We start from the raw sequence: 24,997 nt of genomic DNA on the forward strand, positions 1-24,997 counted from the left end.
TCAATGGCACTCCAGGGGTCATTGAGCCTTCCACCGTTCATGCACATCACGCAGGAGTACGTGCCATGCCACGCGGCGACAAGGACAAATACACTGAGAAGCAGAAGCGCAAAGCCGAACACATCGAGGAAAGCTACGAGCACAAAGGTGTTTCGAAGGACGAAGCCGAGGCGCGCGCCTGGGCCACCGTGAACAAGCAGTCCGGTGGCGGCGACAAGTCAGGTGGGTCGGGCAGCAAGACCGCGTCTGCCGAGAAGAAAACTGCCCGTTCCGATTCGGCCAAACGTGCAGCGAAGACACGCGAGGGGCATGCACGGACATCGAACGCGTCGCTGGAAAGCCAGACCAAGCAAAGCCTGCTCAAGGAGGCGCGCAGCAAGAACATCAAGGGCCGCTCGACCATGACCAAGGCAGAGTTGGTGCAAGCACTGCGCAACTGAACCTGACGTTGTCGGCCACGACACTGTTGCCGGGCAAACACCTGGGCAACAGTTGGCGTGCATACACACAGGCAAATTTTTGCTGAACGGCTGCAAGCCCCGGATTAGCGGGGCCTCAAGGGCTGGCACAACAGCTGCAATGTGAAGTCGTCCGACTACACATCGAGTTGCCCATGCCTAGCGAAATTGTCTCTGCTGCCTACGAAATCCGCCGCCCCGCAGCCCATATCATCCGCGATGACGCTGAAGCGATCGCTGTCGCCCACCAGGTCGCCGCCCTGCTGCGTGAAGGCGCAGCCGAGCGCGATCGCCAGCGGGAAGTGCCGGCAGACATTGTCGACGCGTTCTCCAACAGCGGGCTGTGGGGCATCACCGTGCCACGGGCACACGGCGGTGCGGAGGTCTCGTTTGCCACACTCGCCCAGGTCATCGCCATCGTCTCCGCCGCGGACCCGTCGCTGGGGCAAATTCCGCAGAACCATTACTGCCTGCTCGAAGACATCCGCCTGCAAGGCACGCCCGAACAGCAACGCCACTTCTTCGGCCTGGTGCTGCAGGGCCATCGCTTTGCCAATGCCCTGTCGGAAACCGGCGGCAAGACCGTCCAGGACATCCGCACCCGTTTAGTGGCTGAAGGCGACGGCTTTCGCATCGATGGGCGCAAAGGCTACTGCACCGGTTCCTTGTACGCCCACTGGATCGGGGTACTGGCGCTGGATGAGCAGAACCGTGCTCAGCTTGCCTTCGTCGAGCGCGGCACGCCTGGCCTGGTGATCGTCGATGACTGGAGCAGCATGGGCCAGCGCACCACCTCCAGTGGCACGGTACTGCTCGATGGCCTGCGGGTATCGGCGTTCAACCTGTTCCCCAGCTACCGCTCCTACGAGCGCCCGACCCTGGCAGGCCCCTTCGCCCAACTGACCACCGCCGCCATCGATGCCGGCATCGGCCGCGCGGCACTGGACGACACCATTGCCTTCGTGCGCCAGTACGCCCGCCCCTGGATCGACGCCCAGGTCGAAAAGGCCAGCGAAGATCCGTTGACCATCATCCAGATCGGCTCACTGGAAATCCGCCAGGAAGCCGCCGAGGCGTTGCTTGAGCGTGCCGGTCTGGCACTGGATGCGGCCAAACCAGCCCCCGATGAAGACAATGTGGCCTTGGCTTCGGTCGCCGTGGCCAAGGCCAAGGTGCTCACCACCGAGGTGGCCATCGAGGCCAGCAACCGCTTGTTCGAACTGGGCGGCACACGCTCGTCGCTGACCCAGCACAACTTTGACCGCCACTGGCGCAATGCCCGGGTGCATACCCTGCACGACCCGGTGCGCTGGAAATATCACCTGGTCGGCAACTGGGCGTTGAACGGCATCAAGCCCGCCCGTCATGACTGGAACTGAGGCCGAGCGACCATGACCAAGCACATCCGCCTCAATGCCTTTGCCATGAACACCGTCGGCCACCTTTCGCCCGGGCTCTGGCGCCACCCCAGGGACCAGTCCACCCGCTACACCGACATCCACTATTGGGTGGAGCTGGCGAAAACCCTGGAACGGGGCTGCATCGACGGCCTATTCATCGCCGACGTGCTGGGCGTCTATGACGTGTATGGCGGCAACGCCGACGCGGCCTTGCGCAACGCTGCCCAGGTGCCGGTCAACGACCCGCTGCAACTGGTACCAGCCATGGCGGCTGCCACCCGCCACTTGGGTTTCGGCGTGACCGCGTCGGTGTCGTTCGAACACCCCTACCCGTTCGCCCGCCGCATGAGCACCCTCGATCACCTGACCCAGGGGCGTGCCGGCTGGAACATCGTCACCTCCTACCTGGCCAGCGGTGCGCGCAACCTGGGGCAGCCGCCACTGAGCCACGATCAACGCTATGCACTGGCCGAGGAATACCTGCAGGTCTGCTACAAGCTCTGGGAAACCAGCTGGGACGACGATGCGATCCAGGCCGACCGGGCAAGCGGGGTGTATGCCGACCCGCGCAAGGTGCACGGCATCGAGCACCAGGGCACCTGGTTCAAGGTGCCGGGCTTTCACCTGAGCGAACCCTCGCCCCAACGCTCGCCGGTGATCTACCAGGCCGGCGCATCGAGCCGCGGCCGCGCCTTCGCCGCCGCCAATGCCGAGTGTGTGTTCGTTGCCGCACCCAGCAAGGCGGTACTGCGCAAACAGGTGGCCGAACTGCGCGCGGCGGTAGCTGCCGCCGGCCGTGCAGCGGATGAGGTACAGATCCTCGAACAACTGACGGTCATCGTCGCACCCACCGACCAGCAGGCCCTGGCGCTGCTCGACGAGTATCGCCAGTACGCCAGCGCCAGCGGCGCCTTGGCGCTGATGGCCGGCTGGACCGGTATCGACTTCGCCGAATACGCGCCCGACCAGGTGCTGCGCGACGTGCCCAGCGACGCCATCCAGTCCGCCGTCGAAGCCTTCACCCGCGCCGACCCGACCCGCACCTGGACCACGGCCGAAATTGCCGATTACTGCGCCATCGGCGGTGACGGCCCGGTGCTGGTGGGCTCGGCACAGACCGTGGCCGATCAATTGCAGGAGTGGGTGGATGAAACCGGGGTCGACGGTTTCAACCTGGCCAGCGTGGTTGCGCCGGAAACCTTCGAGGCAGTGGTCGACCTGCTGGTGCCGGAGCTGCAGGCCCGCGGGGTGTTCAAACGTGCCTACCAACCCGGCACCTTGCGCAACAAGCTGTTCGGCCGCGGCGACCGTCTGGGCGGAGCGCACCCGGTCGTCGCCCTGCGCCGTGAGGCACGCCGATGAACGAACTGCTGGCCAATCTCGACTGGGCCGAAATCGCCCAGGCCTGCCTCGACACCTTGAGCATGCTGGGCGCGGCACTGGGCTTTACCGTGCTGTTCGGCCTGCCCCTGGGGGTGTTGCTGTACCTCACCGGGCAGCGCCAGCTGCTGGCCAACGGGCCGCTCTACCGTGCCCTTTCCGTCGTGGTCAACGTGCTGCGCTCGCTGCCGTTCATCATCCTGCTGATCGTGCTGATCCCATTGACCACGCTGCTGACCGGTACCTCCCTCGGGGTCAAGGGCACCATTCCGCCGTTGGTGGTCGGTTGCACGCCGTTCTTCGCGCGCCTGGTAGAAACCGCGCTGCGCGAGGTCGACCGCGGCCTGGTGGAGGCCAGCCAGGCCATGGGCGGCAGCATTGCCCAGATCATCCGCTACACCCTGCTGCCCGAAGCGCGCACCGGGCTGATCGCGGCCGTCACGGTTACCGCCATCGTGCTGGTCGACTACACCGCCATGGCCGGTGTGATCGGCGGCGGCGGCCTCGGTGACCTGGCGATCCGCTTCGGCTACCAGCGCTTCCAGACCGATGTAATGGTGGTCACCGTGCTGCTGCTGATCCTGCTGGTGCAGGTGCTGCAGATGAGCGGTGACCGCCTGGTACGCCATTTCACCCGACGCTGACTTCCTTCAAGGTATGCCCATCATGAGAAAGACCCTCACTGCCCTCGCCGCCTTCATCGCCTTCAGTGCACACGCCGCTGAACACTTGGTAGTCGGTGCCACGCCGGTACCCCACGCCGAGATCCTTGAATTCGTCAAACCGGCCCTGGCCAAGGAAGGCGTGGACCTGGACATCAAGGTGTTCAACGACTTCATCCAGCCCAACCTGCAACTGGCGCAAAAGCACCTGGATGCCAACTACTACCAGTACCGCCCGTTCCTCAATGATTTCAACAAGACCCGGCATACCGACCTGGTCCCGGTGGTGGGCGTGCACATCGAGCCGTTCGGTGCCTATTCGGCCAAGTACAAGACCCTGGCCGAGCTACCGGACGGCGCCAGCGTGGCCATCCCCAATGACCCGGTGAACACCGGCCGCGCCCTGGTGCTGCTGGCCGAGGCCGGGTTGCTCAAGCTCAAGGACCCGAGCAACCCGCAGTCCACCCAGCGTGACATCACCGACAACCCGCACCACCTGAAGATCCGCGAGCTGGAAGGCGCCATGCTGGCCCGCTCGGTGAAACAAGTGGACCTGGCCTTCGTCTTCGCCAACTACGCACTGGAGGCCGGTATCGATACCAACAGCGCGCTGATCGTCGAGAAAGGCAAGGACCTGTATGTGGAATACCTGGTTGCCCGCCCCGACAACCTGCAAGACCCGGGTATCCAGAAGCTGGCCAAGGCACTCAACTCGCCAGAAGTGCGTAACTTCATCCTGACCCGCTACAAGGGCCAGATCGCCCCAGGGTTCTGAGCCATGAGCCGCTTCCAGCAGCAGATCCAGTCTGCCCACGCCCACTTGCAACTACAGGGCATCCACAAGCGCTACGGCAGTGTCAGCGCACTGGACACCATCGACCTGGAGATACGCCGCGGCGAGGTATTCGGCATCATCGGCCGCAGCGGCGCGGGCAAGTCCTCGCTGCTGCGCCTGCTCAACCGCCTGGAATCTCCCAGCGCTGGCCAGGTGCTGATCGACGGCCAGGACATCGCCGGGTTCCAGGGCAAGCAACTGCAAGCCTTGCGACGCAACGTGGCGATGATCTTCCAGCACTTCAACCTGCTGGCCAATCGTACCGTCGGGGAGAATGTCGAACTGCCCCTGCGCATGGCCGGGGTACCCCGCACGCAGCGGGCCGCCCGGGTGCAGGAACTGCTGCAACTGGTCGGCCTGGCAGATCGCGCCGGGCACTACCCGGCGCAGCTGTCGGGCGGCCAGAAGCAGCGCGTGGGCATCGCCCGGGCGCTGGTGCTGCAGCCGCAGATCCTGTTGTGCGACGAAGCCACCTCGGCGCTCGACCCGCAAAGCACCCAGTCGGTGCTTGAACTGCTGCGCGACATCAACCAGCGGCTGGGCCTGACCATCGTCCTGATCACCCACGAAATGCAGGTGATACGCGACCTGTGTGACCGCGTGGTGGTGCTGGAGCAAGGCCGTGTCGTCGAGGCCGGTGAGGTATGGCAAGTGTTCGGCAACCCCCGCCACCCGGTCAGCCGTATCCTGCTGAGCGATGCCGCACTGCCGCGCAAGGCTAGCCACCCCGGGCAGCGCTACATCGACCTGCATTACACCGGTGATCGGCAATTGCAGCCCGACCTGCAGGCTATCGGCGCTGCACTGGGCGAAGGCGTGAGCCTGTATTCAGGCACCCTCGAACCCATTCAAGGCCGCTACCTCGGGCGCCTGCGCCTGGCGATCAGCAACTCGACCCCGGCCGATGTACTGATGCAGCGGGCCAGCCGGCTGGCCGACCGGGTCGAGTGGGTGTGAGAACACCCGGCCACACCGACCAGGCTGGCGAGGTTACCGCGTCATTGGCATCTTCAGCCACTTGATCTTGGGTCATGCCAGTGGCTCATCTGCGCACCGGTGGTCGGGTCCTGCGCGGGGACGGGTACTGCAGCGATGCGCGCCAGCGCCTCTTGGTGCCGCGCACGCTCCGGACGCTGGATGTCGTACTGTTCCTGCCCCTGCGGGTAGGCGCCGACCACCAGAAAGTCATCGCTGGCTTCGACGCAGCGATGACCGGTGCCCGCCGGCAATACCAGCACATCGCCCGCTTTGACGCTCAGCGTCTGCCCCGCTTCGCCGCCCAGGGTGACCTGGGCATGGCCACTGGCAACGCCCAAGGCCTCATGGGCATTGGGATGAAAATGGTGGTAGTCGAAAATGCCGGCACGCCATAGCGGCGTCCACTGGTGTGCCGAGAACAGCGCTTCGAACGCACTGGCATTGTCATCTGCAGGGTCCAGCTGAAAGCGATACAGCAGTACCGGAAAACGGTTGTTGGGCGTGGCCCCGTCATCGTCGAAAAGCAAGGTCTGCAAGTTGCCGTTGGTGGTATCGATATCACTCATCTGCGTTCATCCTCATCCGGTAGTCGATGTGCCTCGGAAGCCCGCGAGCCTGACGAGGTTCCGGTCAGCCGACAGACGCGAACACCGTTGAAACTTTCCCGAAGCCGGCCAAGTCCAGACCCCTATCAAGGACATTGCGGGAGAAGACGATGACTGGCACGGTAGGCGACTTTCTGGTGGAGCGCTTGTATCAGTGGGGGGTGCGGCGCATCTTTGGCTACCCCGGCGATGGCATCAATGGCGTGTTCGGCGCCCTGAGCCGGGCCAACGGCAAGATCGAATTCATCCAGGCCCGCCACGAAGAAATGGCCGCGTTCATGGCCAGCGCCCACGCCAAGTTCACCGGCGAACTGGGCGTGTGCATCGCCACCTCCGGCCCCGGTGCCTCGCACCTGCTCACCGGCCTGTACGATGCGCGCATGGACCACCAGCCGGTGCTGGCCATCGTCGGCCAGCAGGCACGCGCGGCACTTGGCGGGCACTATCAGCAGGAACTCGACCTGCTGTCGATGTTCAAGGACGTGGCCGGTGCCTTCGTCCAGCAGGCCTCCACGCCCGAGCAAGTCCGCCACCTGCTTGACCGTGCCGTGCGCACGGCCGTCGGCGAGCGCCGCGTGACTGCGATCATCCTGCCCAACGACCTGCAGGACCTGCCCTACAGCGAGCCACCCAGGGCCCACGGCACGGTGCATTCCGGCATCGGCTACAGCAAGCCCAAGGTCGTGCCGTTCGACGAGGACCTGCAGCGCGCTGCCGACGTGCTCAACGCCGGGCGCAAGGTGGCGATCCTGGTCGGTGCAGGCGCGCTGCAGGCCACCGAACAGGTCATTGCGGTGGCCGAAAAGCTCGGCGCGGGGGTGGCCAAGGCCCTGCTGGGCAAGGCGGTGCTGCCTGACGACCTGCCCTGGGTTACCGGCTCGATCGGCTTGCTCGGCACCGAACCCAGCTACCAGCTGATGAGCGAATGCGACACCTTGCTGATGATTGGCTCAGGCTTCCCCTATTCCGAATTCCTGCCCAAGGAAGGCCAGGCCCGTGGCGTGCAGATCGACCTGCAACCCGACATGCTAAGCCTGCGCTACCCGATGGAGGTCAACCTGGTCGGCGATGCCGCGCAAACCCTGCATGCGCTGTTGCCACTGCTGGAGCACAAGGCTGACCGGCGCTGGCGTGACAAGGTCGAGGGCTGGCGGGCGCGCTGGGACAAGACCCTGGCAAAACGCGCCTTGGTCAAGGCCGAGCCGATCAACCCGCAGCGCGTGGTGCACGAGCTTTCTCCGCGCTTGCCTGAGCATGCCATCATCAGCAGCGACTCCGGCTCCTGCGCCAACTGGTTCGCCCGTGATCTGCAAATCCGCCAGGGCATGCAGTGTTCGCTGTCCGGCGGCCTGGCCAGCATGGGCGCAGCAGTGCCCTATGCGATCGCCGCCAAGTTCGCTCACCCGCAACGCGCGGTGGTCGCCCTGGTCGGCGACGGCGCCATGCAGATGAGCAACCTGGCCGAGCTGATCACCGTGGCCAAGTACTGGCAGCAGTGGGACAACCCGCAGTGGATCTGCGCGGTGTTCAACAACGAGGACCTCAACCAGGTCACCTGGGAGCAGCGGGTCATGGAGGGCGACCCGAAGTTCGAAGCTTCGCAATCGATACCCGATGTGCCCTATCACCTGTTCGCCATTTCCATCGGCCTGCAAGGCATCTACGTAGAGCGCGAAGAGGATATCGCAGGCGCCTGGGAACGGGCCTTGGCCGCCGACCGCCCGGTGCTGATCGAATTCAAGACCGACCCCAACGTGCCGCCGCTGCCGCCGCATATCAAGCTGGAGCAGGCGAAGAAGTTCGCCAGCACCTTGCTGCAAGGTGACCCGGACCAGGCCGGGGTCATCGTGCAGACCGCCAAACAAGTGCTCAGCTCGGTATTGCCCGGCAAAAAATGACCCACCGTGAGGACCTCCCATGCGTGCAATCACTCCCGAAGACGCCCAGGCGCACCCCATAAGCCTGACATTGAACGGGCAGGCCCGCTCGCTGCAGGTCCTGCCCTGGACGACGCTGCTGGACCTGCTGCGCGAACAGCTGGACCTGACCGGCACCAAGAAAGGCTGCGACCACGGCCAGTGCGGCGCGTGTACCGTGTTGCGGGACGGCCGGCGGGTGAATGCCTGCCTGACCCTGGCGGTCATGTGCGACGGCGCCGAGCTGGTCACCATCGAAGGGCTGGCCAATGGCGATCAGCTGCACCCCATGCAACGTGCCTTCATCACCCACGACGCGTTCCAGTGCGGCTATTGCACCCCCGGGCAAATCTGCTCGGCCATCGGCCTTGCCCACGAAGGGCGGGCCAGCAGCCGCGAAGCCATACGCGAGCAAATGAGTGGCAACCTGTGCCGCTGCGGCGCCTACGGCAATATCGTCGCCGCCGTTGAAGAAGCCCTGCCGCTGATACCGGGGGTGCCCAAATGAGCCCGTTCAGTTACCACAAACCTGCCTCCGTGAGCGAAGCCATCAACCTCGCCGGACCGTCGACACGGTTCATTGCCGGTGGCACCAATCTGCTCGACCTGATGAAAGAGAACGTGGTGCGTCCGCAGCACCTGGTCGACATCACAGGCTTGGCGCTCAAGGCCATCGAAGCGACGGCAACCGGCGGCTTGCGCATCGGCGCACTGGTCAGCAATGCCGAGCTGGCCTGGCACCCGCTGATCGAGCAAGGCTACCCACTGCTGTCGCAGGCGATCCTGGCCGGTGCCTCGCCGCAATTGCGGAACATGGCCAGCACCGCTGGCAACTTGCTTCAGCGCACACGCTGCTATTACTTCTACGACACTGGCACCCCCTGCAACAAACGCGAGCCCGGCAGTGGTTGCCCGGCGCGAACGGGCCTGAACCGGATCCACGCGATCCTCGGCGCCAGCGATGCCTGTGTCGCTACCCACCCTTCTGACATGTGCGTCGCCTTGGCGGCACTGGAGGCCGTGGTGCATGTGCAGGGCCGGGGCGGTGAGCGCCAGATCGCTTTCGCAGACTTCCACCGGCTGCCCGGTAACGCACCGGAACGCGATAACCAGCTGGCCGATGACGAGCTGATCACCGCCGTCGAGTTGCCGCCGCCCACGTTCGCGGCGCACTGCAAGTACCTGAAGATCCGTGACCGTGCGTCCTATGCCTTCGCCTTGGTATCGGTCGCGGCAGCCCTGCAGATCGAGGGCGGCATGATTAAGGACGCCCGCCTTGCGCTCGGCGGCGTGGCGCACAAGCCGTGGCGGCAACCCGCCGCTGAGCAGGCATTGCAAGGCCAGAGGCCTTCGCAGGCAGTGTTCACGCAGGCGGCCGATGCGTTGCTGCAAGGCGCGCGTCCGCTCAGTCAAAACGCTTTCAAGGTTGCCCTCGCGCACCGAGCCATCATCCGTGCGCTCAGCGAGGCAGCCTTGGGTACAGCACACGTTGGAGCCCTGCCATGAACAGCCTGACACCCCTTGTCGGCCAACCCCTGGACCGCGTGGATGGCGTGGCCAAGGTCACCGGCCAGGCGCGCTATGCCGGTGAATATCCCGGCGCTGGGCTGCTGCACGGCAGCGTCGTGTGCAGCACCATCGCCCGCGGTCGAGTGCTCGCCATCGACAGCAGCGAAGCCATGAAAGTACCCGGCGTCATAGCTGTGCTGGACCACCTCCATCGCCCGCGGGTGTCCAGCTATGACGACGACTACAGCGACGCAGACTCTGCAGAGGGCGCGCCCTTTCGTCCATTGTTCAATGATCGCGTGCTGTACAGCGGGCAACCGCTGGCGCTGGTCGTTGCCGAGAACCTTGAACTGGCCCGCTACGCAGGCTCGCGGGTCAAGATCACCTACAGCGAAGAGCCGCACCAGACAGACCTGCTGGCCGCACTCGAACAGAGCCATGAGGCCCCAGCCGAAACACCAGCGCCGCGTGGCGACTTCGCCGGGCAATTCGCCCTGGCGCCCGTGAAAGTCGATGCGACCTACCAGACCGCCAATGAGCATCACAACCCCATGGAACCCCATGCGTCGACCGTCTTTTACAAGGCCGGCGATACCTTGGAGATTCACGACAAGACCCAGGGCACGCAAAACTGCCAGGATTATGTGCACAAAGTGTTCGGCCTGCCCAAGGACAAGGTCCGGGTACTGGCTGCTTACGTCGGCGGCGCCTTCGGCTCCGGGTTGCGCCCGCAATATCAGCTGCCCCTGGCCGTGATGGCGGCACTGCAATTGAAACGGTCGGTGCGGGTGACGCTTACCCGCCAGCAGATGTTCACCTTTGGCTACCGGCCACGCACGCAGCAGCGCCTGCGTCTGGGTGCGAGCGCCGATGGCCGGTTGCTGGCGATCGCCCATGACGCCATCGGCCAGACATCACGCTTCGAGGATTTCACAGAGCACCTGGTGGAATGGAGCGGCATGCTTTACCGCTGCGACAACGTCGCGCTGAGCTATCGCCTTACGCCCCTGGACGTATACACCCCGCTGGACATGCGTGCGCCCGGTGCAGGCTCCGGCGTACTTGCGTTGGAATGCGCGATGGATGAACTGGCCTGTGCGCTGGAACTTGACCCTGTGCAACTGCGCCGGGTCAATTTCACCGACGAAAACGGTAATGAAGGCAAGCCCTACTCCAGCAAGGAACTGCTTGCCTGCTACGACCAGGGCGCCGCGCGCTTCGGTTGGGAGAAACGCGATGCCACACCGCGCAGCATGCGCAAGGGCAGGCAACTGACCGGGTGGGGCATGGCGGGCGGGGTCTGGGAAGCCATGCAGATGAAAGCCAGCGCCAAGGCACGGCTGGACGCGCAAGGTCACCTGACCGTCAGCAGCGCGACGACCGATATCGGCACCGGCACCTACACCGTCATGACCCAGATCGCTGCCGACGCCATTGGCCTGCCGGTGGCGGACGTCACCTTCCTGCTGGGCGACTCCTCATTGCCCACCGCGCCGCTGCAGGGTGGCTCGTTTACCGTCTCATCGGTGGGTTCGGCAGTCCAGCAAGCGTGCCAGATCCTGCGCAGCAAGATACTGGAGCGTGCACGCCTGGCCTATCCAGCGCTGGCCGGGCTGCCTGGCGAAGCCATCAGCTTCGCCGACGGTCACCTTCAATTCGGCAATCAGCGCATCGCACTTCGCGACATTGCCGCCAACGCTGCCGAGGGCTTTTTGGAGGTTCAGATCGAGGCTCAACCCAGCGCCAAGCGTGAGCCGTTCTCAAGCGCGACCCATTCGGCAGTCTTTGTCGAAGTGCAAGTAGATGAGGATCTGGGTTCGATCAGCGTCACCCGGGTAGTCACTGCCGTGGCAGCAGGACGCGTGGTCAATCCAAAAACGGCTCGCAGCCAGATACTGGGCGGTGTGGTGTGGGGGGTGGGCATGGCCCTGCATGAACAGGCGCAAGCTGACCACGCGCTAGGCCGGATCCTCAATCACAACTTGGCCGAGTACCACATACCGGTGAACGCCGATGTCGCTGATATCGAGGTGATTTTCGTCGACGAACAGGACGATATCGTCAATGAACTCGGTTCAAAAGGCGTCGGCGAGATCGGCGTGGTCGGCGTGGCGGCGGCTGTCGCCAATGCGATCTACCACGCCACGGGTAAACGCGTGCGGGAGTTCCCGATAACCCTCGACAAGCTGCTGTAATTCAACGTTTGCGGCTACTCAGCTCGATCCATACCGGCGCGTGGTCACTGGCCTTGGCTTCGTTACGCACCCAGGCGTCGACGCCGGCCCGCTTCAGGTAAGGGGCAAGTTCCGGGTTAAGCAACAGGTGGTCGATGCGCAACCCGGCGTTGCGCGCCCAGTGATTACGGAAGTAATCCCAGAACGTGTACACGCGCTCGTCGGGGTGCAGATGGCGAATGGCATCGACCCAGCCTTGGTCAAGCAGCTGCTGGTAGCACGCCCGCGACTCGGGCTGCAGCAGCGCGTCCTTCAGCCAAGAGCGTGGGTTGTAGATGTCCATGTCGGTGGGGACCACGTTGAAGTCGCCCGCCAGCAGCGTCGGGTGGCCGCTGGCGTATAGCCCTTTGGCATGCTCGATCAGGCATTCGAACCAACGCAGCTTGTAGTCGAACTTCGGCCCTGGCTGCGGGTTGCCGTTGGGCAGGTACAGGCAGGCCACCAGCACGCCATGCACGGCGGCTTCCAGATAGCGGCTCTGGGGGTCGTCCTCCATGCCCGGCAAATCCCGGCGTACCTCCAGCGGTTCGCTGCCACGGGCCAGGATCGCCACGCCGTTCCATGACGGCTGCCCCTGGTACAGGCAGCCATAGCCTGCCGCCTCCAGGTCCTGGCGAGGGAACTGCGCGTCGGGCGCCTTGAGTTCCTGAAGGCAGGCGATGTCCGGCTGCTCGCGCTCAAGCCAGGCCAGCAGTGCCGGCAAGCGGCTGCGGATGCCGTTGATATTGAACGTGGCGATCTTCAGCGCTTTCATGCGTCCGGGTCGCTCACGTGGGCTTGCACGGCATCCTCCAGCGCATGGACATGGGCGTCATCGGCCAGCGCCTTGAGCGCCAGCCAGTCGTCCCAGTCGATGGCGCCATCGTCGCGCAGCGCCTCGGCGGTGCGAACCAGTTCATGGTGGTAGGCATCCGGCGACTCGCGGCGATAGCTGATGTCGTCGTACTGCGCGTACCAGGCCTCAAGCTCGGGGATGCTGCGTTCGATGCTCATGGGTGACGCTCCTCGCTGTGCCCTTTGCATGTATGAGCCCTGCCGTATGGCAACGTTCAACCGCAGCGTCGCTGTCATCCTTTTCATCGATCTGCGCCATGCTCAAGCCTGATGTTTCACGCAGCATCAGCGAACACACCGCGACCAGCGCCAGCGCCGCTGCCCCGTACAGCGCCACGCCCGACGGGTTGTGGTCGGTGAGGATCAGGATCGCCGTGGCGATGCTCGACGCCGTGCCGCCGCCCAGTGCTGCGCCAATCTGGTAGCTGGCGGAAATCCCCGAATAGCGCATGCTGCGCGGGAACTGCTCGCCCAGGAAAGCCGGGATCGGGCCCTGGGTGGCGCCCATCAGCAGGCCGGTCAGGCAATAGGCGCACAAAGCGATGGCGAAGCTCTTCAAACCCACCAGCGCGAAGAACGCGAACAACCCCATGGCCATGACCACCGCGCCAAAAACCATCACCACGCGCCGGCCCAGGCAGTCCGACAGGTAGCCGAACAGCGGCGCCGAGAACACGATGGCCACCGACAGCGCCAGGTCGAACATCAGCGCCTGGGTACTGCCAAACCCGACCTGCGTGGCATAAGTGAGGAAAAAGGTGCTGCCGATATAGGCGATGGTGCAGTAACCAAAGGCGATCCCGGTGCACAGCAGCAGCTGCCGTGGGCGCCGGCGCAGGGCCTCGGCCAGCGGTGCGCGCGCAGGTTTGGCCTCAGCTGCAATGGCCGTTGCCGGCGCCTTCAGCCGGGCGTACAGGCCGATCAGCACCAGGGTGCCGCCCAGCCAGAACGGAATGCGCCAGGCAAAATCGACCAGGTTGTCGTTGAAGGCCGCGCTGACGATGGCGAACACCGCAGCCCCGAAAATGCCGCCGACGCCGATGCCCATGCTGGTGAAACTGCCCCACAGGCCGCGCAGCCCAGGGGGTGCCGACTCGATGCCGAACAGCGCGGCGCCGCCCCACTCGCCACCCGCGGCAAAGCCCTGGATCAGGCGCAGCAGCACCAGCAGGATCGGTGCGGCCACGCCGACGCTGGCATGCCCGGGCAGGCAGCCGATGAGGAAGGTGCTCAGGCCCATCAGCAGCAAGGTGCTGACCAGCACCTTCTGCCGGCCGATGCGGTCACCGAAGTGGCCGAATACCAGGCCGCCCAGCGGGCGGGCGAGAAAGCCCGCGCCGAAGGCACTGAACGCCACCAGGGTAGCGGTCAGGGGGTCCATCTGCGGGAAGAACACCTGGGGAAACACCAGCGCGGCGGCGGTGCCATAGATGATGAAGTCGTAGAACTCTAGCGCTGTACCCATGCCGGAAACACAGAAGGTACGGAACGCCGAGCGGGAGGACGCAGGCTGAGTCTGTTGCGAATGCATTGTTGTTGTTCTCGTTCAGCGGGCGCAGCCAGCCTGGGCAGGCTGCAGCCGGTGTGGCTCAGAAGGTTTGGAAGCCGGCCCGGGCCAGGTGCACGGGGGTGCCGGCGACGTACTCCAGCAGGCAACGTTCGGTATCGATGCCGACGCTGAGCAGGGTTTCCCAGCGCTCGGTGTCGGGCATGGCCATGTCCGGGTGGAAGCAGATCGGCGCGCTGTCGCCCGCAGCGCCGCACATGGCCTCGGCACGGGCGCGCAGGTCGGCGCTGCCCATCTGGCCGATGACCTGCTCCAGGTGGCCAAGGCGGCACTGGGTATCGGCGCGGTCGGCGACCTGCTCGCCCTGGCTCAGCTGCGGGTCGAGGAAGTGGTTGGTGTGCAGCAGCCAGCCGTCTTCACGGGGCAGCACCAGCGCCGTGCGTTCGGGGCTCAGCTCGATGCTGACCGCGCGCGGGCTGCTGTCGAGGCGGGAGAACACGGTCAGCACGGTCGAGGCGCTGACCCGCGCCGAACGGGCCAGTTCGATGGCCTCCTCGACACTGCTGGCCTCCTCCAGCAGGCGCCGGGCGATGGCGTGCACCGGCACCCCGCCGCTGTCGTTATCGCTGCTGTGGTGCAGGATATTGAAGTGCAGGCCCAGGCCCTCGCTGTTCACGCCCAGCTTGGCCAGCATGCCGAACTCGCAGAACAGCTTGACCTGCATGCCGCGCTCGGTGTGCAGCGCCAGCATCAGGCCGTGGGGGCACAGGCTGTCGTGCCAGTCCCAGGTCTGCAGGGTCTGCGGCGCACGCGGCCCACGGGGGGCGTGCACGGTGGTTGAGCATTCGCTGTGGCGGGTACGGGCAGCGAGCACCTCGGTGCGGGCGTTGAGGCTCGCCAGTTGCCACAGTGGCAGGCCGGCGCCGTCGGCCATGCCGACCACTTCCGCGGCCAGGCTCGGGCTCCACGCCTCCAGGGCGGCCAGGCTGTTTTCACCGATGCGCTGCGCCTCGGCCAGCGACACCCCCACCCGTGGGAAGAAATCCAGGTACAGGGCCGTGGTGGCGCAGATCTGCTCGGCAAAGCGTTCGCCAATCTGGCGGCCGCGTTCGAGGGGGGTGCGGATATCGGTGACGAAGGTGTGGATCTTCACTGCGGGAACTCCTGGTACGCGGTGGTCAGGTGACCCGTGCAAGCCTAACCAGCGTTCCCGCACCGATCATTGCCACAATCCGCACAACTTTTGTGCCGCGGGGGAAAAACTCAGCCGCGACCCAGCACGGGTGCGCCTTGCCCGTGCAAGTGTTCATGCAGCATGGCGATGAACGCCTGGACCTTGCGGGTATTGCGCCGGTGCGGCAGGTACAGCACATGTACCCACGGCCCGAACGCGCTCAGCGCCCGCCAGTAGTCAGGCATCACCTCCACCAGCTGGCCGCTGGCCAGGTAGGGCGCGGCGCCCCAGGTCGGCACGAACTGCAGGCCCTGGCCATCGAGCAGGCAAGCCAGCAGGAAATCGAAGCTGTCACTCACCAGCTTCGGCGTGGGCTGACGCACGCGCAAGGTCTGGCCCTCGTGCTCGATCCACCAGAAACTGCGGTTGAGCAGCGGGTGGCGCAGCAGCAGCCAGTCGTGCTGGGCATAGTTGTCCAGGGTGATCACGTCGCCGCGGCGCGCCAAGTAGGCGGGGCTGGCGCAGAGCATGACGCGGTTCTCGATCAGCGGCTGGGCGATCAGCTCCGGCTGGTCGGTGGGGCCATCGCGCAAAGACAGGTCGTAACCGCCATCGATCAGGTCATCGTTGGCATCATTGAGGTTGACCTCCAGGCGCACCTGTGGGTGCTCACGCATGAAGCGGCAACACACCTGGTTGAGAAACGCCGGCCCGAACGACGGCGGCGCAGTAATGCGCAGGGTGCCGCGCAGCGCGTGCTGCAGCTGCTCCACCTCCTCGGTCACCCGTTGCAGGTGCATCAGCGCCTGACGGGCACCGTCCAGGTACAGATTACCGGCCTCGGTCAGCGCCATGCGCCGGGTGGTGCGCTCGAACAGGCGCACGCCCAGTTCGCTTTCCAGGTGCGCAACGGCCTTGGTGATCGCCGACGGCGTCTTGCCCAGTTGCTCGGCCGCACGGCTGAAGCTGCCGTGTTCGGCGGCTGCGACGAAGATGGTCAGGGCCATCATCTTGTCCATGGATTCTTCCTGTCAGGCACAAACGAAGAGGCGAAACGATTAACGCTCATGCCATCAAACCTCTAAATGCCGGCAAACTGAATAGGCATCGCCCGCGCCATTGCTTGCAGCAAGGCAATCGTGGAATAGAGATTGTTGCTCTGTAGCGAAGAAAACTACCCGCCACTGCGAGGTCTATTTGCAAATCTCGCGATCGTCGCTTCGACAGGTTTTTACCCGCTAATGGTTGGTCCGAGGTTGGTTAAAGCGTCTCGTCCGATTAAACGAAAGTTTTTGCAGAGCGCTGCAACCTTCGTCAGTCACACGTGAACACAGAACGTTCTGTGTCTGACTTGAGGTAAGCGATCATGGCTAACAATCAAGACAAAGATAGAAACCAAGGCGGCAGCAACCAGGCCGGTGCGGGGGATGCTGGCGGCAAGGGCGGCCAAGGCGACATGTCTGGTTCGCAGAAAGGCGGCCAGCAGTCCGGGCAGAAACCTGAAGACAAGATGAACAAGGATTGGGAAAAGTCAGGAGACACCGGCCGTCAGGGTGGCCAGGCTGGCGATAACCAGACTTCTGGCGATACCGGCCGCATGGGTGGGCAATCCACTCAGGGCGACACCCAGCAGAAAGACCAGGATCGTTGATACTGCCCCGTTTGCACCAGGGCGGCCCTGCCGCTCTGGTGCCTCAGATCTCAGCGGCACACCACCCCGAAAGCCCCCCGCAAGCGTCCTCATCACTTGTGTCCCGCAAGCCATTGCGGCAGGCACACGCGTGATCTGCTTCAGCGCGCGTAGGAAAATTCAGCGTCAGCCTCAGCTTGTCGAGCGTGTCATAAAGGTCGTAGCCCTTGCCCAATACCTTGGGAAAGCCTGCGCATCTCTGCAGATATTCCTTCTCTGGCGGTAAGGCGGGAACCACAACGAAGCGCGTCTGCATGATCATCCCTCTCTTGGCAGCCATTTAGTATTAGTCGCAATATATGAAAGCATCAAGTCTGCTCATGCTTAATCGCGCTTTACCGCTACATTTCCACTTGGGTGCCCAGTTCGATGACCCTGTTCAGCGGCAGCTGAAAGTATTTGAGGTTGCTGTTGGCGTTTTTCAGTAGGAAGGCGAACAGGTGCTCGCGCCAGCGGGCCATGCCCTGCTGCTTGCCGGCGATCACTGTCTCGCGGCTGAGGAAGTAGGTGGTGCGCATCGGGCCAAACTGCAGGTCCGCATGGGGATAACGGCTCAATGCCAACGGCACGTTGGGCTCTTCCATGAAGCCGAAGTGCAGGCTGACCCGGTAGAACCCATCACCGAACGCCTCGACTTCAAAGCGTTTGCCGACGCTGACCCGCGGCTCGTCCTCGAACACCACAGTCAGCAGCACCACCTGCTCATGCAGCACCTGGTTATGCAGCAGGTTGTGCAGCAGTGCGTGGGGCACCGCCTCAGGGCGCGCAGAGAGGAAAACGGCCGTACCACTCACCCGGTGCGGGGGCTGCGCCTGCAGGCTGGTGATGAACAGTTCCAGCGGCAGCGAATGCTCGTCCAGCCGTTCGACGATGATCTTGCGCCCGCGTTTCCAGGTGGTCATCAGCACGAACAGCGCCACCCCGGCAATCACCGGGAAGGCGCCGCCCTGGAAGATTTTCGGGGCATTGGCGGCAAAGAACAGGCTGTCGACCAGCAGGAAGGCCAGCAACATCGGCACCGCCAACCAACGCGGGGCCTTCCACAGTAACAGCACCACCGCCGATGCCAGCAGCGTGGTGATCAGCATGGTACCGGTCACCGCCACGCCATAGGCGGCCGCCAATGCCCCGGACGACTCGAAGCCGACCACCAGCAGTACCACGCCGACCATCAGCGCCCAGTTGACCATGCCGACGTAGATCTGCCCCTGCTCCTCGCTGGACGTGTGCTGGATGAACATGCGCGGCACATAGCCCAGCTGGATAGCCTGGCGGGTCATGGAGAACGCCCCGGAAATCACCGCCTGGGAGGCGATGATGGTGGCCAGGGTGGCCAGCCCGACCATGGGCAGCAGGGCCCATTCCGGCGCCAGCAGGTAGAACGGGTTGCGCACTGCCTCCGGGTTGCCGAGGATCAGCGCCCCCTGGCCGAAGTAGTTCAGCACCAGCCCCGGCAGCACCAGCAGGAACCAGGCGCGGGCAATCGGCTTGCGGCCAAAATGCCCCATGTCGGCGTACAGCGCTTCGGCGCCGGTCAGCGCCAGCACCACGGCGCCGAGAATGGCCACGCCCATGCCGGGGTGGAGGATGAAGAACTTCACCGCCCAGACTGGGCTGAGTGCCTGCAGCACTTCCGGCTGCTGGACGATCCCGTGGATGCCTAGGGCGCCTATCACCACGAACCACAACACCATGATCGGCCCGAACAGGATGCCGATGCGCGCGGTGCCGTGCTTCTGGATCAGGAACAGCGCCACCAGCAGGACCACCGCCAGCGGCACGACCCAATGCTCGATGCCATCGAAAGCCAGTTGCAGGCCTTCCACGGCCGACAACACCGACACCGCCGGGGTGATCATGCTGTCGCCGTAGAACAGCGCCGCGCCGAACAGGCCGAGCAGCACCAGTACCCTGCCCAACCGCTTGTAAGGCGCTGCCGCGCGGTGCGCCAGCGCGGTCAGGGCCATGATGCCGCCCTCGCCCTGGTTGTCGGCGCGCAAGATGAACAGCACGTACTTGAGCGACACCACCCACAGCAGTGACCAGAACACCAGCGACAGTACACCGAGCACGCCGACGGTGTTGGCCTGGACGCCGTAGTGCCCGGCGAAGACTTCTTTAAGGGTGTACAGCGGGCTGGTGCCGATGTCGCCATAGACCACGCCGACAGCAGCGACGAGCATGCCGACAGCGGTAGATTTGCTGGGTTGGGGTAGGTTTGCAGCGACGGCGGATTGGCTCACGAAAGGCTCTCTGGACTGGCAGTTGGAGATGCATGCCGTCCTTGAGCATCGCGCGGCCAGTATCCTTGCAGGCGGCCAGTTCAGTCGTAAAAAGAGCGTAAAAAAATAGGGGTTCGCCTTGGAAGGTGCAGCGGCTGTGAGACCGAGCGCCGCTTCCCACCTGAAATGTGCTGTATGGTTGTTGCTAGCGAGTAAACCCGGAGACCCTCATGTTTCGTGCCTTTGAACGCTGGCTCGACCCCTTCCCGCCCGACGAGGCACCGCCGCCCCCGGTCGGCCTGCTGCGTTTCCTGTGGGCCTGCACCCGCGGCGCGCGCGGCTACATCCTGGCGCTGGCACTGTTCAGTGCCGGGGTCTCGATTTACGAGGCCTGGCTGTTTTCCTTCCTCGGCCAGGTGGTGGACCTGCTCTCAAACTGGCAGGCCGGCGGTGGCGTAAGCGCGGAAGAAAGCCGTGTGCTGTGGGGCGTGGGCCTGCTGCTGATCGCCAGCATCGTGCTGGTGGCCCTGCGCACGCTGATGCAGCACCAGGTGCTGGCGATCAATCTGCCGCTGCGCCTGCGCTGGGACTTCCACCGGCTGATGCTGCGCCAGAGCCTGTCGTTCTTCTCCGACGAGTTCTCCGGCCGGGTCACCACCAAGGTGATGCAGACCGCGCTGGCCGTGCGCGAAGTGCTGTTCACGGTGATCGAGATCGTCCCGGGCATCGGTGTGTACTTCATCGCCATCATTGCCCTGGCCGGTGGTTTCGCGGCCAAGCTGATGCTGCCATTCATTGCCTGGCTGGCACTATTCGGCCTGGCCATGCTGTATTTCGTGCCGCGCCTGGGCAAGGTCGGCCAGGAACAGGCCCATGCGCGCTCGTCGATGACCGGGCGGGTGTCCGATGCCTACACCAACATCACCACGGTGAAGCTGTTTTCCCACTCCAAGCGCGAGGCGCATTTCGCCCGGGCGGCGATGGAAGACTTCAAGCAGACCGGCTTTCGCCAGATGCGCCTGGTCAGCCAGTTCGAGATCGTCAACCAGGCGCTGGTGGTCGGGTTGATCTTCGGTGCCGGCGGCTACGCCCTGTGGCTGTGGCACCAGGGCCAGGTCGGTACCGGTGCAGTGGCCGCGATCACGGCCATGGCCCTGCGCATCAACGGCATGTCGCACTGGATCATGTGGCAGATGACCTCGCTGTTCGAGAACATCGGCACCGTGCAGGACGGCATGGCCACCCTCACCCGCGGCCCCAAGGTCCAGGACGTGCCGAATGCCGGCGTGCTGGAAACCCGCGGCGGCGCGGTGACCTTCGACAACGTCAGCTTCAACTACAACGGCGAGCGCCAGGTGCTCGATGGCCTGAGCCTGACCATCCGCCCCGGCGAAAAGGTCGGCCTGGTGGGCCGCTCCGGTGCGGGCAAGTCGACGCTGATCAACCTGCTGCTGCGCTTCTATGACGTGGACCACGGCGAGATCCGCATCGACGGGCAGAACATCGCCCAGGTCACCCAGGACAGCCTGCGCAGCGCCATCGGCATGGTCACCCAGGACACCTCGCTGTTGCACCGCTCGATCCGCGACAACATCGCCTACGGCCGCCCGGACGCCACCGAGGCGCAGATCCAGCGGGCCGCTGCCAACGCTCAGGCCGATGGCTTCATCCGCCAGCTCAGCGACCGCGACGGCCACAGCGGCTACGACACCCTGGTCGGCGAGCGCGGCATCAAGCTGTCCGGCGGCCAGCGGCAGCGCATCGCCATCGCCCGGGTGATGCTCAAGAACGCCCCGATCCTGCTGCTGGACGAGGCTACCAGCGCCCTGGACTCGGAAGTCGAGGTCGCCATCCAGGAGAGCCTCGACGAGATGATGCAGGGCAAGACCGTGATCGCCATCGCCCACCGGCTGTCCACCATCGCCGCCATGGACCGGCTGATCGTCATGGACGAGGGGCGCATCATCGAGCAAGGCAGCCACAGCGAACTGCTGGCGAAGAACGGTACCTATGCGCGGCTGTGGCAGCACCAGAGCGGTGGGTTCCTCGGTGAGGATCAGGGGGTGGTTGAGGCGCTGGAGTAACCACGCACTGTCAGGACTTCTGACATGCTCAATACCCGAAGGCGGATGCAATCCTTGTGGGAGCGGCTTCAGCCGCGAAAACCGGCGAAGCCGGTGCCATCCACCGCGGTGGCTTCTTCGCGGCTAAAGCCGCTCCCACAGGGTCACCGCTAACATCACTCATCGCGCTGAGACATCTGTGTCGGTTTTCAGGTGATATCTGTGCATTGAGTTCCCTTTTTACGGCTCGATAATCAGGACATCACTGGCCACATGTCGAGATGAGACACTGATGAGCACGCATATCCGCAACAGACGACTGACGATCCCACAGCTGGTGGCCATGAAAGGCCGGCAAAAGATCGTTTCGCTGACGGCATACTCCAGCGCGATCGCCAAGGTGATCGACCCTTTGGTCGATTTCATCCTGGTCGGTGACTCCACCGCCATGGTCGGCTACGGCCGCCCATCCACCCTGGGCATGCGCCTGGATGAAACCATCGCCCACACCCGGGCGGTGGTCGACAGCACACGGCTGGCCTGCGTGATTGCCGACATGCCCTTCGGCAGCTACCAGGAATCCCATGAGCAGGCGTTTCGCAACTGTGCCCAAGTGCTCGCCAGTACCGGCTGCGACGCCGTCAAGCTGGAGGCCAATCAGGCCTTGGCCAGTACCGTGGACTTTCTCGTCGCGCGCGGCATACCGGTCATGGCTCACATCGGCCTGATGCCCCAGTTCGTCAATGTCATGGGCGGCTACAAGGCCCAGGGGCTGTGCCCCGAAAGCAGCGCGGCCTTGCGCGCCGATGCCCGGGCCAACCTGCAGGCCGGCGCTTTCGGCCTGTTGCTGGAGGGGGTCGCGGAACCCGTGGCCAAGGCAATCACCGACGCCAGCGACAAGCCCACCATCGGTATTGGTGCGTCACCGGCTTGCGATGGCCAGGTTCTGGTCACCGAGGACCTGTTGGGTTTGGGTGGCGACCATGTGCCTCGCTTCGTCAAGCAATATGCCGACGTGGCCCAGATAATCCGCGAGGCGTGTGCCCGCTTCGGTGACGAAGTGCGCGACGGGACCTTTCCCGAGATGCGCCACTGCTATGGCGTCTGAACTCTGTCCTGAATGGCTTCGTCCTGGATCGCCTTGACCAGGCATAGCAGCGCCTGGGGAATGTCCTTGCTCCAATCCAGCGTGTAGCACAGCCGCAGGTGACAGCGCCAAAGGCCACTCTGGCTGAAGATTTCCCCAGGCGCGATGACGATACGCTGCGCCAGCAACCGCTCGAAGACCCGGCGCATTTCCACCGGCCGGGTCGATTCCAGCCAGAAGCTCGCGCCACCTTGCGGTTCGATAATGCGCAGGTAGCCCTGGCCGTGAGCTTCCAGAAGGGCTTTCATATGCTGCATGCGCTCACGCAGCATGGCGCGCAGCGTTTGCACATGTTGCTCGACCCGACGTGAGGTGAAGAGCTTGGCAATGGCCTTCTGGCGGATAGGCGACAGGCGAAAGGCACGCTCCAGGAACAAGTGTTGCAGCCGCTCGATATGGCGCCGGCATAGCAGGTAGCCATAGGGTGCTTCCGAACCGATCACCTTGTCGAAGGTGGAGAACACCAACAGCCGGTCAGGGTCTGCGAAATCGCGATAGCGCGGTGCCCCGGCCTGGAAACAGAACTCACCATAGCCATCGTTCTCGAACAGCCACACATCCTGCTCAGCCAACCAACGGCATATCTGCTGCTTGTCCGCCGCCGGCATCAGGCCGCCATGCGGCACGCTGGTCGCCGACGACAACACGGCAAGGTGCACCGGCTCACTCCTCAGCACCTGCCGAAGTTGCGCCAAGTCGAAGCGGCCATCCTCGCCCAGCGGCACTTCGATGATGGTCATGCGCGCAGCCAGCAGCTGCCTGAGCACCGCCCAGCTACAGGGAGACTCGACCAACGCGACCTTGCCTTCGAGGCCCAGCGCGCGCAACGAAAGCTCCAGGATGCTGCGCAGGTCGGAGCCGACGAACACATGTTCGGCCTGCCAGCAGCGATGCGCTGAACGGGTGTAAAGGTCTGCCAGCACGCTGCGCAACTCCATCTCGCCGAACGGTTGGTACAGCGGCGCGTGTGATCGCGGATACTGGCGCGCGAGTTCGCGCTCGATCATCAGCAACGGTTTTTCCAGCGACAGCAGCATGGCCGGGGCATCACTGCTCAGGGCCAGCATGCCGGGCTGACGAGCACTGGAGAACACGGTGTCGAGCAGGCTCGGTGAACGTTCGGCAAGCAATGGCGTGCTGCTGGCCCGGGTGAAATAGCCGAGCTTGGGGCGCGCATACACCCGCCCTTCATCCTCGAGCAGCGAATAGGCGTACTTGGTGCTGGATACGGAAACATTCAAGCGCAAGGCCAGTTGGCGCAGCGATGGCAAGCGCTGCTCGACGTCCGATGGTGCCGCTTCGATCCAGTCGAGCAGATAGCGGTATACCGCCTGGTAGGTGTAGCTGGATTGGGTGGTTTTCTTCGCATCCATACTTAAGCGTCACTTGGCAAATGCTGCCACAGGTTACACGGAGATACCGCGCATCACCTGACTGTGGCGGTGGCAGCCACCGCCACGCAAGCCTTGGGCTTGTTATGGATAGCCTGAATATGAATGCCTGCTCCGTCTCGCTGATGCGCAGCGACACGCCGAGACTAGAGCTCTGCACTTTTGACCGCAACGGATAAAGGATGCCAGTGTCAATTTGGGAAAGAGATTACAGCTGAGCGGAAAAATTCCGCTTCCCCTTTTTATGAAACAGACTTCTGCACAGCTCCTCCTAACGGCGCAGCAGGTCGGTCGAGAGGCCGTTCTCGTGGGCAGCACTCTCACTATTCGCTGATGTGCTTACCAGTTCATGTAATGACTCCTTTATCAAGCCAGGGCGTACCTGCCTCAGTTCTCACCGATGCAGTTGCTGGCAGTGGTGCGGTAGCTCAGCACCTGGGTCTGGTCGTGGGAGTCGAGGTAGGTTAGCCGGGCATTGACCACCCCGCAGGTCGGCGCTGCGTCTTGGCTGGTCGACAGCACTTTCTTGATGTCCAGCTGGGTACCATAGGTGTAGTCGCGGACCTTGTCGGCAGCTTCGGCGCGGGCGGCCAGGGTGCAGACGTTCAGGGCGGCAAACAGGCAGGCGGCGTAAACGGCTTTGCGGTTCATGGTAAGGTTCTCCGGGTTTCAAATGGGCGATTTGTTCGTTTGAACCGAGGCGTTACTGCTTCGCTTCGATGGAGCCCATTTAAAGCCCGGTACGTACCTGGCTTGTGTCTCGAAACCGGGTGGATCGACTCACAGCGTATCGGCAGCAGCGCTGGATACGCTGTGATACAAATCGACGCGGCGTTGCGCTGCAAACAACATTGAACGCATGCCCCAGACGCTCTACCCAGCGCGTCCTATCGATCACATTGATGAGTACTATCGAGCGGCTCGCCTGTCGACGTATCACTGCCGGCTTTTATAATCGCCTTCAATTTTCCCTCCCCCTTCGCCTGCAACAG

General features: G+C 64.0%; 23 protein-coding genes. 13 read left to right on the forward strand and 10 right to left on the reverse strand.

Annotated features, from left to right (window positions below):
• The first annotated feature begins 65 nt into the window (after positions 1–65).
• From APH28_RS18910 to APH28_RS18935, 6 genes are all read left to right on the forward strand, one after another.
• Entirely contained in the window at positions 66–440 is a 375-nt protein-coding gene (locus tag APH28_RS18910) for a hypothetical protein (RefSeq protein ID WP_060512016.1), read from the forward strand.
• 173 nt (positions 441–613) lie between these two features.
• A complete protein-coding gene (locus tag APH28_RS18915) occupies positions 614–1,837 on the forward strand; it encodes an SfnB family sulfur acquisition oxidoreductase (RefSeq protein ID WP_060512018.1) in 1,224 nt (407 codons plus the stop codon).
• 12 nt (positions 1,838–1,849) lie between these two features.
• Positions 1,850–3,220 carry an LLM class flavin-dependent oxidoreductase gene (locus APH28_RS18920; RefSeq protein ID WP_060512020.1) on the forward strand — a complete coding sequence of 457 codons (1,371 nt, stop codon included), beginning with the start codon at positions 1,850–1,852 and terminating at the stop codon, positions 3,218–3,220.
• Complete coding sequence (locus tag APH28_RS18925; protein WP_060512022.1) at positions 3,217–3,882, forward strand: methionine ABC transporter permease; 666 nt, start codon at positions 3,217–3,219, stop codon at positions 3,880–3,882. The genes APH28_RS18920 and APH28_RS18925 overlap by 4 nt, the downstream gene beginning before the upstream one ends.
• Before the next feature lie 22 nt (positions 3,883–3,904).
• Positions 3,905–4,675 (forward strand): MetQ/NlpA family ABC transporter substrate-binding protein, encoded by a 771-nt coding sequence (locus APH28_RS18930; protein ID WP_060512024.1) that lies wholly within the window; start codon positions 3,905–3,907, stop codon positions 4,673–4,675.
• A gap of 3 nt (positions 4,676–4,678) precedes the next feature.
• Complete coding sequence (locus APH28_RS18935) at positions 4,679–5,692, forward strand: methionine ABC transporter ATP-binding protein (protein ID WP_060512026.1); 1,014 nt, start codon at positions 4,679–4,681, stop codon at positions 5,690–5,692.
• 53 nt (positions 5,693–5,745) lie between these two features.
• Here the strand turns inward: APH28_RS18935 and APH28_RS18940 are convergent, their stop codons facing one another.
• Positions 5,746–6,279: a cupin domain-containing protein gene (locus tag APH28_RS18940; RefSeq protein WP_060512028.1), complete on the reverse strand. Its 534-nt coding sequence runs from the start codon at positions 6,277–6,279 to the stop codon at positions 5,746–5,748.
• A 149-nt stretch (positions 6,280–6,428) separates the two neighbouring features.
• Here APH28_RS18940 and APH28_RS18945 point away from each other — a divergent pair, with 149 nt between their 5' ends.
• From APH28_RS18945 to APH28_RS18960, 4 genes are read left to right on the forward strand one after another with little or no spacing between them, the layout of a single operon-like run.
• Positions 6,429–8,216 carry a thiamine pyrophosphate-requiring protein gene (locus APH28_RS18945; protein WP_060512030.1) on the forward strand — a complete coding sequence of 596 codons (1,788 nt, stop codon included), beginning with the start codon at positions 6,429–6,431 and terminating at the stop codon, positions 8,214–8,216.
• 19 nt (positions 8,217–8,235) lie between these two features.
• Positions 8,236–8,742, forward strand: coding sequence for a (2Fe-2S)-binding protein (locus tag APH28_RS18950; RefSeq protein WP_060512032.1), 507 nt, complete (start codon positions 8,236–8,238; stop codon positions 8,740–8,742).
• A complete protein-coding gene (locus tag APH28_RS18955) occupies positions 8,739–9,740 on the forward strand; it encodes a xanthine dehydrogenase family protein subunit M (protein WP_060512034.1) in 1,002 nt (333 codons plus the stop codon). The genes APH28_RS18950 and APH28_RS18955 overlap by 4 nt, the downstream gene beginning before the upstream one ends.
• On the forward strand, positions 9,737–11,938 hold the full coding sequence (locus APH28_RS18960) for a xanthine dehydrogenase family protein molybdopterin-binding subunit (RefSeq protein ID WP_060512036.1): 2,202 nt from the start codon (positions 9,737–9,739) through the stop codon (positions 11,936–11,938). Before APH28_RS18955 ends, APH28_RS18960 begins: the two co-directional genes overlap by 4 nt.
• A 1-nt stretch (position 11,939) precedes the next feature.
• On the opposite strand, the gene xth is transcribed toward APH28_RS18960, so the two are convergent.
• The 5 genes from xth to APH28_RS18985 form a co-directional block, all read right to left on the reverse strand.
• Positions 11,940–12,731, reverse strand: coding sequence for an exodeoxyribonuclease III (gene xth, locus APH28_RS18965; RefSeq protein WP_060512038.1), 792 nt, complete (start codon positions 12,729–12,731; stop codon positions 11,940–11,942).
• On the reverse strand, positions 12,728–12,970 hold the full coding sequence (locus APH28_RS18970; protein WP_060512040.1) for a hypothetical protein: 243 nt from the start codon (positions 12,968–12,970) through the stop codon (positions 12,728–12,730). Before APH28_RS18970 ends, xth begins: the two co-directional genes overlap by 4 nt.
• Positions 12,939–14,342, reverse strand: a complete 1,404-nt coding sequence (locus tag APH28_RS18975) for an MFS transporter (RefSeq protein ID WP_082432338.1) — start codon at positions 14,340–14,342, stop codon at positions 12,939–12,941. The genes APH28_RS18970 and APH28_RS18975 overlap by 32 nt, the downstream gene beginning before the upstream one ends.
• Before the next feature lie 58 nt (positions 14,343–14,400).
• Complete coding sequence (locus tag APH28_RS18980) at positions 14,401–15,471, reverse strand: C45 family peptidase (RefSeq protein WP_060512042.1); 1,071 nt, start codon at positions 15,469–15,471, stop codon at positions 14,401–14,403.
• A gap of 110 nt (positions 15,472–15,581) precedes the next feature.
• Complete coding sequence (locus APH28_RS18985; RefSeq protein ID WP_060512044.1) at positions 15,582–16,511, reverse strand: LysR family transcriptional regulator; 930 nt, start codon at positions 16,509–16,511, stop codon at positions 15,582–15,584.
• 347 nt (positions 16,512–16,858) lie between these two features.
• Here APH28_RS18985 and APH28_RS18990 point away from each other — a divergent pair, with 347 nt between their 5' ends.
• Positions 16,859–17,143, forward strand: coding sequence for a hypothetical protein (locus APH28_RS18990; RefSeq protein ID WP_060512046.1), 285 nt, complete (start codon positions 16,859–16,861; stop codon positions 17,141–17,143).
• Positions 17,144–17,186: 43 nt separating this feature from the next.
• Here APH28_RS18990 and APH28_RS18995 read toward each other — a convergent pair whose 3' ends face one another.
• Positions 17,187–17,444, reverse strand: a complete 258-nt coding sequence (locus APH28_RS18995; RefSeq protein ID WP_060512048.1) for a hypothetical protein — start codon at positions 17,442–17,444, stop codon at positions 17,187–17,189.
• A gap of 79 nt (positions 17,445–17,523) precedes the next feature.
• The gene (locus APH28_RS19000) at positions 17,524–19,365 is read right to left on the reverse strand and encodes a potassium transporter Kup (RefSeq protein WP_060512050.1); all 1,842 of its coding nucleotides are present in this window, start codon (positions 19,363–19,365) and stop codon (positions 17,524–17,526) included.
• Between the two features lie 269 nt (positions 19,366–19,634).
• Between APH28_RS19000 and APH28_RS19005 the strand changes: the two genes are divergently transcribed.
• Both APH28_RS19005 and panB read left to right on the forward strand, forming a co-directional pair.
• Positions 19,635–21,488: an ABC transporter ATP-binding protein gene (locus APH28_RS19005; protein WP_060512052.1), complete on the forward strand. Its 1,854-nt coding sequence runs from the start codon at positions 19,635–19,637 to the stop codon at positions 21,486–21,488.
• A 271-nt stretch (positions 21,489–21,759) separates the two neighbouring features.
• A complete protein-coding gene (panB, locus tag APH28_RS19010; protein ID WP_060512054.1) occupies positions 21,760–22,575 on the forward strand; it encodes a 3-methyl-2-oxobutanoate hydroxymethyltransferase in 816 nt (271 codons plus the stop codon).
• Here panB and APH28_RS19015 read toward each other — a convergent pair.
• Together APH28_RS19015 and APH28_RS19020 are read right to left on the reverse strand one after the other, a co-directional pair.
• A complete protein-coding gene (locus tag APH28_RS19015) occupies positions 22,563–23,987 on the reverse strand; it encodes a PLP-dependent aminotransferase family protein (protein WP_060512056.1) in 1,425 nt (474 codons plus the stop codon). The genes panB and APH28_RS19015 overlap by 13 nt on opposite strands.
• A 405-nt stretch (positions 23,988–24,392) precedes the next feature.
• Positions 24,393–24,656, reverse strand: coding sequence for a DUF2790 domain-containing protein (locus APH28_RS19020; protein ID WP_060512058.1), 264 nt, complete (start codon positions 24,654–24,656; stop codon positions 24,393–24,395).
• Positions 24,657–24,997 lie beyond the last annotated feature (341 nt).

This window comes from Pseudomonas sp. NBRC 111124, from assembly GCF_001320245.1.
Classification (GTDB): Bacteria; Pseudomonadota; Gammaproteobacteria; order Pseudomonadales; family Pseudomonadaceae; genus Aquipseudomonas.